Origin of the sequence: Thiohalobacter sp. (genome assembly GCF_027000115.1) — a bacterium.
Lineage (GTDB): Bacteria > Pseudomonadota > Gammaproteobacteria > Thiohalobacterales > Thiohalobacteraceae > JALTON01.
Window position 1 is genome coordinate 40,915 of record NZ_JALTON010000031.1, and the last position, 13,586, is coordinate 54,500.

Consider the following 13,586-nt stretch of genomic DNA (forward strand, 5'->3'; position numbering starts at 1 on the left):
GTCATGGCATGACCTCCGGCGGCTGGCGCAGACCTACAGGCGATCGGCCATGGCGCGCCCCATGTCGGCCGGCGAGCGGACCACGGTCACGCCGGCCGCCTCCAGTGCCGCGATCTTGGCCTCGGCGGTACCGCTGCCGCCGCTGATGATGGCGCCGGCATGACCCATGCGCTTGCCCGGCGGCGCGGTGACACCGGCGATATAGGCGACCACGGGCTTGCTCACCTGGCCGCGTATGAACTCGGCGGCCTCTTCCTCCGCGCTGCCGCCGATCTCGCCCACCAGGATGATGCCCTCGGTCTGGGGATCGTCCTCGAACCGTTCCAGGCAGTCGACGAAGTCCAGGCCATGGATGGGATCGCCGCCGATGCCGACGCAGGTGCTCTGCCCCAGCCCGGCCAGCGTGGTCTGGTGCACCGCCTCGTAAGTCAGGGTGCCGGAACGCGACACGATGCCGATGCGACCCGGCTGATGGATGGCGCCGGGCATGATGCCGATCTTGCAGGCCCCGGGCGTGATCACGCCGGGACAGTTGGGACCGATCAGGTCCACGCCGCTGCCTGCCAGCGCCGCCTTGACCCGCAACATGTCCAGCACCGGGATGCCCTCGGTGATGCAGACGATCACCCGGATGCCGGCGTCGGCGGCCTCGAGAATGGCATCGGCAGCGAAGGGCGCCGGCACATAGATCATGCTGGCATCGGCGCCGGTTTCGCGCACCGCCTCGGCGACGGTATCGAACACCGGCCGATCGAGATGCGTCTGGCCGCCCTTGCCCGGGGTGACACCCCCCACCAGGTGGGTGCCGTAGGCAATGGCCTGCTCGGAATGGAAACTGCCCTGCTTGCCGGTGAAGCCCTGGCAGATGACACGCGTGCTGCTGTTGACGAGGATACTCATGGGGTCGTCAGATACAAGTTGCAGGATACAAGATACAAATGCCTTCCCCTTGTGGAATGCTGTTCAGCCCGCAGGATGGGCAAAGGCGCGCAGCGACGTGCCCATCATGATTCACCGGCGTGATGATGGGCACGGCCTTTCCGGCCTTTGCCCATCCTACGCTGCTTGTCTCTTGTCACCTGGATCCTGCAGCCGCGGCCGCAACGGCCGTCCTGGCCGCTTCCGTCAGGTCATCCACCGGAATCAGATCGAGCCCCGACTCGCCAAGCAAACGGCGGCCGCTTTCGACATTGGTACCCTCGAGGCGCACCACCACGGGCAGCGACACATCCACCTCGCGCACCGCCTGGATGATGCCCTCGGCGATGAGGTCGCAGCGCACGATGCCGCCGAAGATGTTGACCAGGATGGCGCGCACCTTGGTATCGGACAGGATCAGCTTGAAGGCCTCGGCGACCTTCTCCGCCGTGGCGCCGCCGCCCACGTCCAGAAAATTGGCGGGCTCGCCGCCGTGCAGCTTGATCAGGTCCATGGTCGCCATCGCCAGGCCGGCACCGTTCACCATGCAGGCGATGTTGCCGTCGAGGGTGACATAGTTCAGCCCGTGCTCCCGTGCCTGGCGCTCGCGCGGCTCCTCCTGCAGCGGGTCGCGCAGCTCGGCCAGCGCCTTGTGGCGATACAGGGCGTTGTCGTCGAGGTTGATCTTGGCGTCCAGCGCCAGCAGGACATCGTCGCCGGTGACGATGAGCGGATTGATCTCCACCAGGCTGCAGTCCTGTTCCTGGAACAGGCGCACCAGCGCCAGCAGGATGCGGCTGAAGGCCCCGACCTGGGCGGCATTCAGCCCGAGCCGGAAGCCGAGCTTGCGGCACTGGTAGGGCTGCAGGCCGGCGACGGGATCGACCGCCTCGGTGAGGATGGCCTCGGGCGTCTCGGCGGCGACCGCCTCGATGTCCATGCCGCCGGCGGCGGAGGTCATCACGGTCAGCCGCTCGCGGGCGCGGTCCACCAGCACACTGACATACAACTCGCGGACGATGTCCTGCGGCTGCTCGACCAGCAGTGCCTCCACGGGGAGGCCATCGGCCCCGGTCTGGGGCGTGACCAGGCGGCTGCCCAGCAGTTCGCCGGCAACCCGGTCCAGCGTCTCCAGGTCCTCGACCAGGCGCACGCCCCCGGCCTTGCCCCGGCCGCCGGCATGCACCTGCGCCTTGAGCACCCAGCGCCCGCCGCCGAGCGACCGGGCCACGCTCACCGCTTCGTCGGTGCTGCGCGCAACGTCGCCTGCCGGCACCGGAATGCCGTACTCGGCGAACAGCCGCTTGGCCTGGTATTCGTGCAGATTCATTGCCGCGCCCCTTCGCGCCACCGCAGACAGGCCCGCTATTGTGCATGGAAGGCCGGGGCCGGGCAAAGCGCGGCGGCTTGCGCCCCGTCACCGGAACCCGGAAACTTCCCGGCATGGGACTGATTCGCCTGCTCCTGCTGGTGGCCATCGTGTGGCTGGCCTACCATATCTACCGACGCTGGAAGCTCGGCCGCGCCGTCCCGCCAACGGCAACGCGCGCGGCCGGCGACATGGTGCGCTGCCGACACTGCGGCCTGTTCCTGCCGCGGGAACAGGCGCTGCGCAACGGCGATCACTACTATTGCTCGCAGGCCCACCGGCAGGCCGACCGCGGCTGACGGCCCCGCCCATGCCGGCCACCGACCTCCGCTTCCCCGACAGCAGCCTGCATGCCGATCGCAGCGATCACCTGACCTGGAAACCGCTGCGCTTCCTCACCCTCTACCGGCTGCTGCTGGCCAGCCTGATCGTCAGCCTGTTCTTCATGCTGCCCTCGCTGTCCTCGCTGGGCGGCCAGGCGCCCTGGCTGTTCGGCAGCGTGGCGGTACTCTATTTCCTGTTCGCGCTCGCCGCCGGCTTCGCCGCGCGCCGCCGCCGCCCCGCCTTTGCCGTGCAGGTATTCGTGCAAACGCTGGTGGATGTCGTCGCCATCCTGCTGCTGGTGCACGCCAGCGGCGGGGTGGGCAGCGGCCTGGGCATCCTGCTGGTGCTGGCCATCGCCGGCGGCGCACTGCTGCTGCCCGGGCGCATGGCCTACTTCTTCGCCGCCACCGCCAGCATCGGGCTGTTGCTGGAGCTGGGCTATCGCACCCTCGACGGCCAGGGCATCGGCAGCGGCGATCTCACCCGTACCGGCCTGCTCGGCTTCGGCCTGTTCGCCACCGCCATCCTCGCCTCCTTCCTCGCCCGGCGCATCCGCGAGACCGAGGCCCTGGCCGAGCAGCGCGGGGTGGACCTCGCCAACCTGGCACGACTCAACGAGCACGTGATCCAGCGCCTGCAGTCCGGTATCCTGGTGGTGGACGATCAGGATCGCATCCGGCTCATCAACGACACCGCCTGGATCATGCTCGGCCTGCCCGCCGACCACCCGGCCGAACGCCTCGCCCAGGTCTCGCCCCGGCTGGCCGAACAGCTCGCAGCCTGGCGCGCCGATCCCGACAGGACCGCCGAGTCCTTCCAGCCTGCCCATGGCGAGGCCAGCCTGCGCGCCCACTTCACCCCCCTGGGACGGGTGCGCGGCGCGGCGACCCTGATCTTTCTGGAGGACGCCGCCCTGCTGGAACAGCAGGCGCAGCAGCTCAAGCTGGCGGCGCTGGGCCGGCTCACCGCCAGCATCGCCCACGAGATCCGCAACCCGCTCGGCGCCATCAGCCACGCCAACCAGCTGCTGGCAGAATCGGCGCACCTGGACGCCGACGACCGCCGCCTGTCGGAGATCATCGCCAACCACGCGGAGCGGGTGAACACCATTGTCGAGAACGTGCTGGCGCTGTCGCGGCGCGGGCGCACCGAGCCCCAGCCCATCCGCCTCGCCGAGTGGCTGGCGGACTTTCGTGACGAGCTGGTGCGCTGCGGCGGCATCACCCCGGACCGGCTGACCCTCGAGGTCGAGCCGCCCGACCTTACCATCAGCTTCGACCCCAACCAGTTGCACCAGGTGGTATGGAATCTGGTACAAAATGCGCTGCAGCACGCCGGCACGGAGGCGCAGCCGGCGGCAGTCACCCTGAGCGCGCGGCGCGCGGAGGCCGGGGCGGCCTGGCTGGACGTGATCGACAACGGCCGCGGCATCGACGCCGAGGGCCAGGCGCGGATCTTCGAGCCCTTCTACACCACCGCCGGCCAGGGCACCGGACTGGGGCTGTATCTGGCCCGCGAACTGTGCGAGGCCAACCGCGCCCGGCTCAACTACGTCCCCGGCCGTCGCCGCGGCGCCTGCTTCCGCATCAGCTTCAGCCGCGTGCCCGCGATGGAAGCGGGACGCCCATGAGGCACTGGCCCGCATATTGTCCCAGGCCGGAAGCGGGCGGCAGACAACTTGTTGTCCTGGCGGGCAATGAACCGGATTTCTTGCCCACGCGGCCCGGAGTACGATGTACGCCCGCCCGCTTGCTGCTGCGGCCCTGGTGCAATATGCAGGCTATTGAGGATGACATAAACGCCTGACGTTTTCGTAGCCCGGATGGCGCGAAGCGAAATCCGGGAACAGGCCGCGCTTTCCCGGATTCCGGCCCTTCGGGCCTTCATCCGGGCTACAGGATGACTGGTGCAATATGCGGGCTAGCAGCCTGTCGGACTTAGGCGATCGTAGCGAGCAGGGTGGGAGAGCGAGAACGAATCTTCCAGTAGCCAGGCGAAAAAACGGGGCGAGACCTGGATCTCGCCCCGTTTCCTCCGGCGAACACGCGTGCGTCAGAATGCGGGTTTCGAATACCCCGTGGCCTGAATGCGCGCCTCCAGGGAGGCATAGCTGCCCTTGTCCATCAAATCCGCTGCTGCGACATCAATGTCGCTGGCCCCTTCGTCAACCAGCCCATTGAGATTCCGGTCGTACCAGAAGCCACCCCCACCGGCATAGGTACAGCTGTCGGTAGGCGCATAAAGGATATCGGAATCGCCGGTGGGCTGTGTCCACTTTTCGGTCACTGAGTCGTATACCAGTGCCTGGCGCTGCGCCATCGGTTGCAGTGTCTTTGTGCCGCCGATTGCCGTCCAGTTGCAGAAAAAGCCCTGAATGCTGATGGTCGCCGAATCGATGCTATCTCCATAGCCATACCAGGCCTCGCCCGCACCGGAACTGTTTCCGCTCACCGGTCCGCCATCCAGACGGACCTCGAACACCCGTGAGTGGCTGTCCATGTAACCCGCCTGCCAGCCGTAAAAGTAGCTGCCAGCCAGGGTGGTCGGATCGTAATCAGCGCCGAAACGCGAGAAGCTGTCAGCCCAACCCGTGGCCGTGCCGAGATTCCAGGTATCGGCGGGATCGAGCTGCCCATCGGACTGGAACCCGGCCAGGGTGGTGTAGCTGCCGTTGCCGCAATAACGGCCGCTCCGGTGGCTCAACCGCATGTCGGAAAGACCGTTCCGAGTGTACTTGAGCGTGCCGATGGTGGTCACGTCGCGCAACCCGGTGCCGGGGCAGTTGCCGCCGTTGAACTGGTCCTGCACCGCGTAGGTCAACAGCCCCTGATACTGGCTCGAGGTGGCGCCTGTGACGTGTTCGAGCTTGACGATGATGCCATGCGCCTTGCCGCCCGAATCGGTATAGACGAAATCCATAACGTAGGTCCAGACTGTCCCCGAGGCGTCCAGGGAGAGGGTTGCCTGATTGAAGGTCACATCCGTCAAACCCATGGCATTCATGGCCACGGTGACATCCGCCCGACTCCCGGCTGCCGGAATCGCGACGCCTGACCGGTTCATCTCCCCGACCATGGCGGCCAGCCCCATCAATGCCATGTTGCCACGCCAGCTCACTCCCTCCATCCGCGCGGTAAGCTGAGCGGCCGCGCAGGCATGGCCCGTCGCCGTATCTCCCTCCAGCCAGATCCCGAGATCGCCCGCAGGCATCTGGCCGTTGTAGTTCGAACTGCCGGAGGTCGTATCCGGGTGTGCCGTGTATTGCAGGTTGGGGCCGAAGCACTGGGCGTCACTCTCCTGAACGAGGAACTTTTGCGGTACGAAGACACCGGCGGGCAAAACCGACCCATTAAGTAATTCGTTGATTTTCAAGGTTGCCCATGTATACCGCGCCACCTTCCCCGAGGCTGCGTGGGCCTTCGGCACCAACAGCTCGCCCAGCCAGGCAAGCAAGGAAGCGGGGGGCGCGCCGTTCAGGGCCACTGCGGCCCCTTCGGTCACTACGTCCGTCGGAGAACCCAGCGCCAGACTGGACGGGAATCCGGCCGAGCCGGTCGAATCGGAACCATCATTGCAGGCCATCAGCCCCAGGGCCGATATCGCTGCGACACTCATCCATTTTTTCATTCGCCATCTCCTTGTGCACAGTGAGTTCCTGAACTGAAACCGAGCGCTTTCCGGCAATCGTCCCGACGGAGTCGCATGCGGTATCATCAAGCAATGAGCAAGTATCGTGCCTTGATCATCGACGACGAGCCCGACATCCTCGAACTGCTCGAGATCACCCTGGGCCGCATGAACATCGGCACCGACGCCGCCGCCAGCGTCGAGGCCGCGCGCACGCTGCTCGCCGAGGGGCAGTACGACCTGTGCCTGACCGACATGCGCCTGCCCGACGGCACCGGCATCGACATCCTCGAACACATCCAGGCCACCCGGCCGGAACTGCCGGTGGCGGTCATCACCGCCTACGGCAGCATGGAATCCGCGGTGCAGGCGCTCAAGGCCGGCGCCTTCGACTTCGTCTCCAAGCCGGTGGACCTGCAGATGCTGCGGCGGCTGGTGCACACCGCGCTCAAGCTCTCCGACACCGCCGAGTTCCCGCAGCGCGACCGCCGCTCCCGCGACGAACTGATCGGCGACGCGCCGGCCATGCAGAAAATCCGTTCCACCATCGCCAAGCTGGCCCGCAGCCAGGCACCTGTCTACATCAGCGGCGAATCCGGCACCGGCAAGGAACTGGTGGCCCGGCTGATCCACGCCAAGGGCCCGCGCGCCGACCAGCCCTTCATCGCCGTCAACTGCGGCGCCATCCCCGCCGAGCTGATGGAGAGCGAATTCTTCGGCCACCGCAAGGGCAGCTTCACCGGCGCCACCGCTGACAAGGAGGGCCTGTTCCAGGCCGCCCAGGGCGGCACCCTGTTCCTCGACGAGGTCGCCGACCTGCCCCTGCACATGCAGGTCAAGCTGCTGCGCGCCATCCAGGAAAAGGCCGTGCGCCCCATCGGCGCCCAGCGCGAGGTGCCCGTGGACGTGCGCATCCTCTCCGCCACCCACCGCGACCTCGGCGAGCTGGTGAAGGAAGGCGGCTTCCGCCAGGACCTCTACTACCGGTTGAACGTCATCGAGCTGCGAGTGCCCCCGCTGCGCGAGCGCCCCGGCGACATCCCGCGGCTGGCCGAACATCTGCTGGAGCGGCTCGCCGCCGCCGGCAACCCCCGCGCCCGCCTCGCCCCGGACGCCGTCGCCGCGCTGCAGGCCTACGCCTTCCCCGGCAACGTGCGCGAGCTGGAGAACATCCTCGAGCGGGCACTCACCCTGTGCGAGGGCGACACCATCGGCGCCGGCGACCTGCACCTCCCCGGTGGCGGCACCGAAGCACCCGCCCCGGCCATCGCCAGCCCGCCCGATGACGTGCCGCTGGAGGACTACCTCGACCAGGTCGAGCGCGAGGCCATCCTCCGCGCCCTGGAAAAGACCAACCAGAACAAGACCGCTGCCGCGAAACTGCTGGGCATCACCTTCCGCGCGCTGCGCTACCGGCTGAAGAAGCTGGGGCTGGAGTGAAGGCGGCGCCCTGGACCCGTACGGGCGGTCCAGGCTCGCGTAGCCCGGATGAAGCGCAGCGTAATCCGGGAATCCAGGTCACCACATATCCCGGATTCCGGCCTTCGGCCTGCATCCAGGCTACGGCCACCGGACGGTCTCGCATTCCTTGTCCCGGTACCTGCTATGATTCAGGTTATCGACCAGGGACACCGGGACAGGAAACATGCTGAACTACAAGGAACATTTCGTGCGTGATCCATCGATCTGCGGCGGAGAACCCGTCATTCGGGGTACCCGCGTCACGCTGCGGAGCGTTCTTGCCAGCCTCGCGGACGGCGACAGCCCCGAGGACATCCTGCGCAGCTTTCCCACCCTGACCGCAGATGACGTCCGGGCCGTCATCGCCTTCGCGGCGGCCTCCACCGAGGAAGACCTGCCGGTACCGGAAATCCCGAAGGCATCGTGAGGTTCAAGCTCGACGAAAACCTCCCGGCCGAATTGACCGAAGTTCTCGGTCGGCACGGCGCCGATGTCGACACCGTCCCGATGCAAGGACTGACCGGTCAACCCGACGCAGCCATCTGGGAGGCCTGCCTCAGCGAACGGCGATTTCTGATTACCCAGGACCTCGACTTCTCGGATATTCGCCGCTACCGCCCAGGCACCCACCCCGGGCTGCTCCTTGTTCGGCTCGACGCGCCGAGCAGGCGCAATCTCCTTGCGCGCATGGCACAGCTGTTCGAGTGCGAAGACGTCGACAGCTGGGCCGGCTGTTTCGTGGTCGTCACCGACAGAAAGATCCGTGTTCGCCGGCCCTGACTCCTGCGGAATCACTACCGACCAACGCCAGAAGTGACGCTCAGCGTCACCTTGGAGGGGCGCTGTCTGGACGCAATGCGTCAGCTTGCCGTGAATAGCAGGGTGGCCGACGCCGACACACTGACAGCCCAATCAATGAAAGTTCCTTGAACTTCAATGAGTTCACGGCACCCCTAAAGAATCCCTTACCCCATCCGCCATATCTGGCACGGCTCCTGCTCGCAGGGAAGCCAAGGCCGGGACTACCCCGCCGACAACTCACAGGTCACCACCCACTCATCAGGAGACAGACCCATGAAGAAAGTACAGCAGGGTTTCACCCTCATCGAACTCATGATCGTGGTCGCGATCATCGGCATCCTGGCCGCGATTGCTCTGCCGGCGTATCAGGATTACGTCATCAAATCCAAGATGTCCGAGGTTATTCTGGCCACCAGCCAGTGTCGGACCACGATTGCGGAGGTCTACCAGACCGCCCCTGCCGGCACCACGCCGGGCGCAAATGGCTGGGGATGCGGTGAAGGCACCACGACGACCCAGTACGTGAGCGCGATCGCAACTGATGCAAACGGCGTCATTACCGTTACCGTCCAGAACATTGACAGCGCCGTAAACGGCATGACGGTCGACCTGGTGCCCACCGACTCCTCGGGAACCGCTCTTACTGTTGCCAGCATTCCCACGCAGGTTGGCGGCTTCGACTGCGGCCCCGGCTCTTCGAATGGCGTCTCGGCGAAATATCTGCCTGGCTCCTGCAAATAATCTCCGGCGATATCCACGCGCCCCCTGGCAAATCAGCCGGGGGCGCGTTCTTTCATTCCACGCAACTTGTTACCGACCTGTGACAGGCCAGCAACATCCTGTCGCCCTTCCCCCGTAAAGATCAGTCGCCAAAAGCCGATAACCTTCCTGGCAGGGCGAAACGTGGGACACCACGACACCGAAACCATCCGGTTGTTATTTCGCAAGAATGGCAGTAAGTTTCATGGCTTCGAGCGGTGACCACGTAACGAATTTCTCTGTACCTTTCTATTGAGACAACCGAGAAGACATGTCCGCACCTGCATCGTCAATCACCCTCACCGGCCTCGCCCGCCGCCTTGTCCAGGAAAACCTGCTCGACGAAGGTGCGGCCGTTTCCGCCGTGGAAGCGGCGAACAAGGAAAGGGTGCCCTTCGCCAGCTACCTGGTCGCCAACAAGCTGGTTTCGAGCGCCGACATCGCCCGGCTGGCCTGCCAGGAATTCGGCCTGCCGCTGTTCGACCTCTCCGCCATGGATCTGGAGGCGGCACCCATCAAGCTGGTGGAGGAAAAGCTCATCCGCCAGCACCATGCGCTGCCGCTGTTCAAGCGCGGCAACCGGCTGTTTGTAGCGGTATCCGACCCGACCAATCTCTCCGCACTCGACGAGATCAAGTTCCACACCGGCATCACCACCGAGGCCATACTCGTCGAGGAGGACAAGCTCGCACAGGCCATCGACAAGGCCCTGGACGCCGCCGACACCAGCATGGCGGACATGCTGGACGAGGACCTGGAGAACCTGGACATCGTCTCCGGGGAGGAGCTGGACCAGCAGGACGACGACAAGGGCTCCGAGGTCGACGACACGCCGGTGGTGCGTTTCGTCAACAAGATCCTGCTGGACGCCATCAACAAGGGCGCCTCGGACATCCACGTGGAGCCCTACGAGAAGACCTTCCGCGTACGCTTCCGCCAGGACGGCGTGCTGCACGAGGTCGCCCAGCCGCCCATCGCGCTGGCGCCCAAGATCGCGGCCCGCCTCAAGGTAATGAGCCGCATGGACATCGCCGAGCGTCGCATTCCCCAGGACGGCCGCATCAAGATGCACCTGTCCAAGAACCGGGCCATCGACTTTCGTGTAAACACCTGCCCGACGCTGTTCGGCGAGAAGATCGTGCTGCGCATCCTGGACCCCTCCAGCGCCAAGTTGGGCATCGATGCCCTGGGCTACGAGGAGGACCAGAAGCAGCTCTATCTGGAAAATCTGAACAAGCCCTACGGCATGATACTGGTCACGGGTCCCACGGGTTCCGGTAAAACGGTTTCGCTGTACACCGGGCTGAACATCCTCAACACTCCGGATCGCAACATCTCCACCTGTGAGGACCCGGTGGAAATAAACCTGCCGGGCATCAACCAGTGCAACATGAACCCCAAGACGGGATTCACCTTTGCGGAGGCCCTGCGCGCCTTCCTGCGCCAGGACCCGGACATCATCATGGTCGGCGAGATCCGTGACCTGGAAACGGCAGAGATCGCCATCAAGGCGGCCCAGACCGGCCATATGGTGATGTCCACCCTGCACACCAACGACGCGCCCCAGACCCTGGCCCGTTTGATGAACATGGGCGTACCGCCCTACAATATCGCCTCTGCGGTAAATCTCATTATTGCCCAGAGACTTGCGCGCCGCCTGTGCAACAATTGCAAGCAACCGGACGATGTTCCGGAGGCGGCCCTGCTGGAGGAAGGCTTCACGGAGGAACAGATTCCGGGCCTGAAGCTGTACAAGGCCAATCCCGAGGGATGTGACCAGTGCACGGGCGGATACAAGGGGCGTGTGGGTATATATCAGGTCATGGAGATCTCCGAAGCCATGTCCCGTATCATCATGGAGGGCGGCAATGCCATCCAGTTGGCCGACCAGGCCCGCAAGGAGGGTATCCGCGACCTGCGGCAATCGGGGCTGCTGAAGGTCATGCAGGGCATCACCAGCCTGGAAGAGGTCAACCGGGTGACCAAGGACTGACGAGGGGATAGAAAGGGATGGCGGAAAAGGCAATCAAGCAGGACCTGTTCACCTGGGAGGGCACCGACCGGCGCGGCAACCGCGTCAAGGGGGAAAGCCGGGCAGCCAACCAGAACATGATCAAGGCAGACCTGCGCCGGCAGGGCATCACGCCGCTCAAGGTCCGCAAGAAATCGGCGCTGTCCTCCCGATCCAGGAAGAAGAAGATTCTCCCCAAGGACATCGCCATTTTTACCCGTCAGCTCGCGACCATGTTGGCTGCGGGCGTACCGCTGGTACAGGCCTTCGAGATCATCGGCAAGGGCCACGAAAATCCTGCCATGCAGGAACTCGTGATGACCATCAAGAATGATGTAGAAGCTGGATCCAGCCTAAATTCCGCTCTAGCAAAACACCCGCTTTACTTCGACGAACTTGTCTGCAATCTGGTGGAGGCTGGTGAGGCGGCTGGTGTACTTGATACGCTTCTGGACAAGATCGCTACTTACAAGGAGAAAACTGAAGCACTCAAAAGCAAGATCAAAAAAGCATTATTCTATCCTACAGCGGTCATGATCGTAGCTTTTATCGTTACCGCGATCCTGCTGATTTTCGTGGTACCTCAGTTTGAATCAGTGTTCCGTAACTTCGGGGCAGACCTGCCAGCGTTCACCAGGATGGTCATAAACCTGTCGGAGTTCATGCAAAAATACTGGTGGGCAGTTTTTGGCGGGCTCGGTATCGCCGTCTATTCCATACTAGAGGGCAAACGGCGATCCATCAGGTTCAATCATTTTCTGGACCGATTGATACTCAAATTACCAATTGTGGGGGAAATCATGCGCAAAGCGGCTGTTGCCCGCTATGCGCGCACCCTGTCCACCATGTTCGCGGCCGGCGTGCCGCTCGTGGAAGCCCTGGAGTCCGTGGCTGGCGCAACAGGGAACATCGTTTATGGCCAGGCGGTTTTGCGCATGCGCGACGCCGTCGCCACCGGCCAGCAGCTGCAACTGGCCATGCAGCAGACCGGACTGTTCCCGAACATGGTGGTGCAGATGGTCGCCATCGGCGAGGAATCCGGCTCGCTGGACGCGATGCTGGCCAAGGTCGCCGACTTCTACGAGCAGGAAGTGGACGACGCCGTCGACGGCCTCAGCAGCCTGCTGGAGCCGCTGATCATGGCCATTCTGGGTGTCCTGGTGGGTGGCCTGGTGGTGGCCATGTACCTGCCGATCTTCAAGATGGGTTCCGTCGTCTAGGCATCCCGCCGTGGACTTCCTGCAGATTCTCCAGACCAGCCCCGCCTGGCTGGCCGGCACGGTGTTCTTGCTGGGCCTGGTGGTCGGCAGCTTCCTGAACGTGGTCGCCCATCGCCTGCCGCTGATGATGGAGCGCGAATGGCGGGCGCAGTGCCGGGAGCTGATGGGGAATGAAGCGGGAATCGGCACGGACGATGACGCCGCACCGCTGAACCTGGTCTCGCCCCGTTCCCGTTGCCCGCACTGCGGTCATGCCATCACCGCACTGGAAAACATCCCGGTCCTGAGCTGGCTGTGGCTGCGCGGTCGCTGCTCCGACTGCGGCACGCGCATATCGGCGCGCTACCCCGTCGTCGAACTCGCCACGGGCGTGCTGAGCGCAGTGGCGGCCTGGCACTTCGGCTGGGGCTGGCCGCTCGCCGGCGCGCTGCTGTTCACCTGGTTCCTGGTGCCGCTCACGCTGATCGACCTCGACCACCAACTGCTGCCCGATTCCCTGACCCTGCCACTGGTCTGGATCGGCCTGCTGGCCAGCCTGGTGCCCGTGTTCGTCACCCCCGAGCAGGCCATCGTCGGCGCCGCGGCCGGCTATCTGTCGCTGTGGCTGGTCTATCAGCTGTTCCGGCTGGTCACCGGCAAGGAGGGCATGGGCTTCGGCGACTTCAAGCTGCTCGCCGCCTGCGGCGCCTTCATGGGCTGGCAGATGCTGCCGGTGGTGATCCTGCTCTCCTCGCTGGTCGGCGCCGTGGTCGGCATCGGCCTCATCGCCCTGCGCGGCCGCGACCGTTCCGTGCCCATCCCCTTCGGCCCCTACATCGCCGCCGCCGGCTGGATCGCCCTGCTCTGGGGTCAGGAGATCATCGACGCGTACCTGCGTTTTGCCGGGCTTCGCTGATTCAAGTTCAAGAGCGCCACGGAATCCATATATGGACTCCCCCGTTTTGCAAGACGCCGGAAGACAGGTGGGGGCGGTTGCCTGCATATATTCGGCCTCTGTGATATGGGCGGTCTGTTGCCCGCCCGGGCCCTGATGGTGAAGTCGCGCACCGGGTCCTCGGCATTACGGTAAAGCGGTCTGGCCTGCCGCAGCAGGCGC

The 13,586-nt window shown here is 64.8% G+C and carries 12 protein-coding genes; 9 read left to right on the forward strand and 3 right to left on the reverse strand.

Features of this window, described 5'->3' with window-relative positions; translation table 11 throughout:
• Positions 1-33: 33 nt before the first annotated feature.
• Together sucD and sucC are read right to left on the reverse strand one after the other, a co-directional pair.
• The gene (gene sucD, locus MVF76_RS04835; RefSeq protein WP_297527664.1) at positions 34-900 is read right to left on the reverse strand and encodes a succinate--CoA ligase subunit alpha; all 867 of its coding nucleotides are present in this window, start codon (positions 898-900) and stop codon (positions 34-36) included.
• 175 nt (positions 901-1,075) lie between these two features.
• Positions 1,076-2,248, reverse strand: a complete 1,173-nt coding sequence (gene sucC, locus MVF76_RS04840) for an ADP-forming succinate--CoA ligase subunit beta (RefSeq protein WP_297527665.1) — start codon at positions 2,246-2,248, stop codon at positions 1,076-1,078.
• 113 nt (positions 2,249-2,361) lie between these two features.
• Here sucC and MVF76_RS04845 point away from each other — a divergent pair, with 113 nt between their 5' ends.
• Together MVF76_RS04845 and MVF76_RS04850 are read left to right on the forward strand one after the other, a co-directional pair.
• Positions 2,362-2,586, forward strand: a complete 225-nt coding sequence (locus MVF76_RS04845) for a PP0621 family protein (RefSeq protein ID WP_297527666.1) — start codon at positions 2,362-2,364, stop codon at positions 2,584-2,586.
• An 11-nt stretch (positions 2,587-2,597) separates the two neighbouring features.
• Positions 2,598-4,241: a sensor histidine kinase gene (locus MVF76_RS04850; protein WP_297527667.1), complete on the forward strand. Its 1,644-nt coding sequence runs from the start codon at positions 2,598-2,600 to the stop codon at positions 4,239-4,241.
• A gap of 422 nt (positions 4,242-4,663) precedes the next feature.
• Here the strand turns inward: MVF76_RS04850 and MVF76_RS04855 are convergent, their stop codons facing one another.
• A complete protein-coding gene (locus MVF76_RS04855; RefSeq protein WP_297527668.1) occupies positions 4,664-6,238 on the reverse strand; it encodes a hypothetical protein in 1,575 nt (524 codons plus the stop codon).
• 93 nt (positions 6,239-6,331) lie between these two features.
• On the opposite strand from MVF76_RS04855, the gene MVF76_RS04860 reads away from it, so the two are divergent.
• From MVF76_RS04860 to MVF76_RS04890, 7 genes are all read left to right on the forward strand, one after another.
• Positions 6,332-7,678, forward strand: coding sequence for a sigma-54-dependent transcriptional regulator (locus tag MVF76_RS04860; protein WP_297527669.1), 1,347 nt, complete (start codon positions 6,332-6,334; stop codon positions 7,676-7,678).
• A 205-nt stretch (positions 7,679-7,883) separates the two neighbouring features.
• Positions 7,884-8,126 (forward strand): DUF433 domain-containing protein, encoded by a 243-nt coding sequence (locus MVF76_RS04865; RefSeq protein ID WP_297527670.1) that lies wholly within the window; start codon positions 7,884-7,886, stop codon positions 8,124-8,126.
• Positions 8,123-8,479 (forward strand): DUF5615 family PIN-like protein, encoded by a 357-nt coding sequence (locus MVF76_RS04870; RefSeq protein WP_297527671.1) that lies wholly within the window; start codon positions 8,123-8,125, stop codon positions 8,477-8,479. Before MVF76_RS04865 ends, MVF76_RS04870 begins: the two co-directional genes overlap by 4 nt.
• Before the next feature lie 294 nt (positions 8,480-8,773).
• Positions 8,774-9,241: a pilin gene (locus MVF76_RS04875; protein WP_297527672.1), complete on the forward strand. Its 468-nt coding sequence runs from the start codon at positions 8,774-8,776 to the stop codon at positions 9,239-9,241.
• Positions 9,242-9,530: 289 nt separating this feature from the next.
• Positions 9,531-11,252: a type IV-A pilus assembly ATPase PilB gene (gene pilB / locus MVF76_RS04880; protein WP_297527673.1), complete on the forward strand. Its 1,722-nt coding sequence runs from the start codon at positions 9,531-9,533 to the stop codon at positions 11,250-11,252.
• A 17-nt stretch (positions 11,253-11,269) separates the two neighbouring features.
• Positions 11,270-12,490: a type II secretion system F family protein gene (locus tag MVF76_RS04885; RefSeq protein WP_297527674.1), complete on the forward strand. Its 1,221-nt coding sequence runs from the start codon at positions 11,270-11,272 to the stop codon at positions 12,488-12,490.
• 10 nt (positions 12,491-12,500) lie between these two features.
• Positions 12,501-13,385 (forward strand): prepilin peptidase, encoded by an 885-nt coding sequence (locus MVF76_RS04890; protein WP_317622932.1) that lies wholly within the window; start codon positions 12,501-12,503, stop codon positions 13,383-13,385.
• The last annotated feature ends 201 nt before the right edge of the window (positions 13,386-13,586 follow it).

Bases quoted from the DNA above. Each gene is read 5' to 3' on its own strand.
- MVF76_RS04875 (WP_297527672.1), top strand. From the start codon at position 8,774: ATGAAGAAAGTACAGCAGGGTTTCACCCTCATCGAACTCATGATCGTG.
- sucD (WP_297527664.1), bottom strand. From the start codon at position 900: ATGAGTATCCTCGTCAACAGCAGCACGCGTGTCATCTGCCAGGGCTTC.
- MVF76_RS04850 (WP_297527667.1), top strand. From the start codon at position 2,598: ATGCCGGCCACCGACCTCCGCTTCCCCGACAGCAGCCTGCATGCCGAT.
- pilB (WP_297527673.1), top strand. From the start codon at position 9,531: ATGTCCGCACCTGCATCGTCAATCACCCTCACCGGCCTCGCCCGCCGC.
- MVF76_RS04845 (WP_297527666.1), top strand. From the start codon at position 2,362: ATGGGACTGATTCGCCTGCTCCTGCTGGTGGCCATCGTGTGGCTGGCC.
- MVF76_RS04865 (WP_297527670.1), top strand. From the start codon at position 7,884: ATGCTGAACTACAAGGAACATTTCGTGCGTGATCCATCGATCTGCGGC.
- MVF76_RS04885 (WP_297527674.1), top strand. From the start codon at position 11,270: ATGGCGGAAAAGGCAATCAAGCAGGACCTGTTCACCTGGGAGGGCACC.
- sucC (WP_297527665.1), bottom strand. From the start codon at position 2,248: ATGAATCTGCACGAATACCAGGCCAAGCGGCTGTTCGCCGAGTACGGC.
- MVF76_RS04860 (WP_297527669.1), top strand. From the start codon at position 6,332: ATGAGCAAGTATCGTGCCTTGATCATCGACGACGAGCCCGACATCCTC.
- MVF76_RS04855 (WP_297527668.1), bottom strand. From the start codon at position 6,238: ATGAAAAAATGGATGAGTGTCGCAGCGATATCGGCCCTGGGGCTGATG.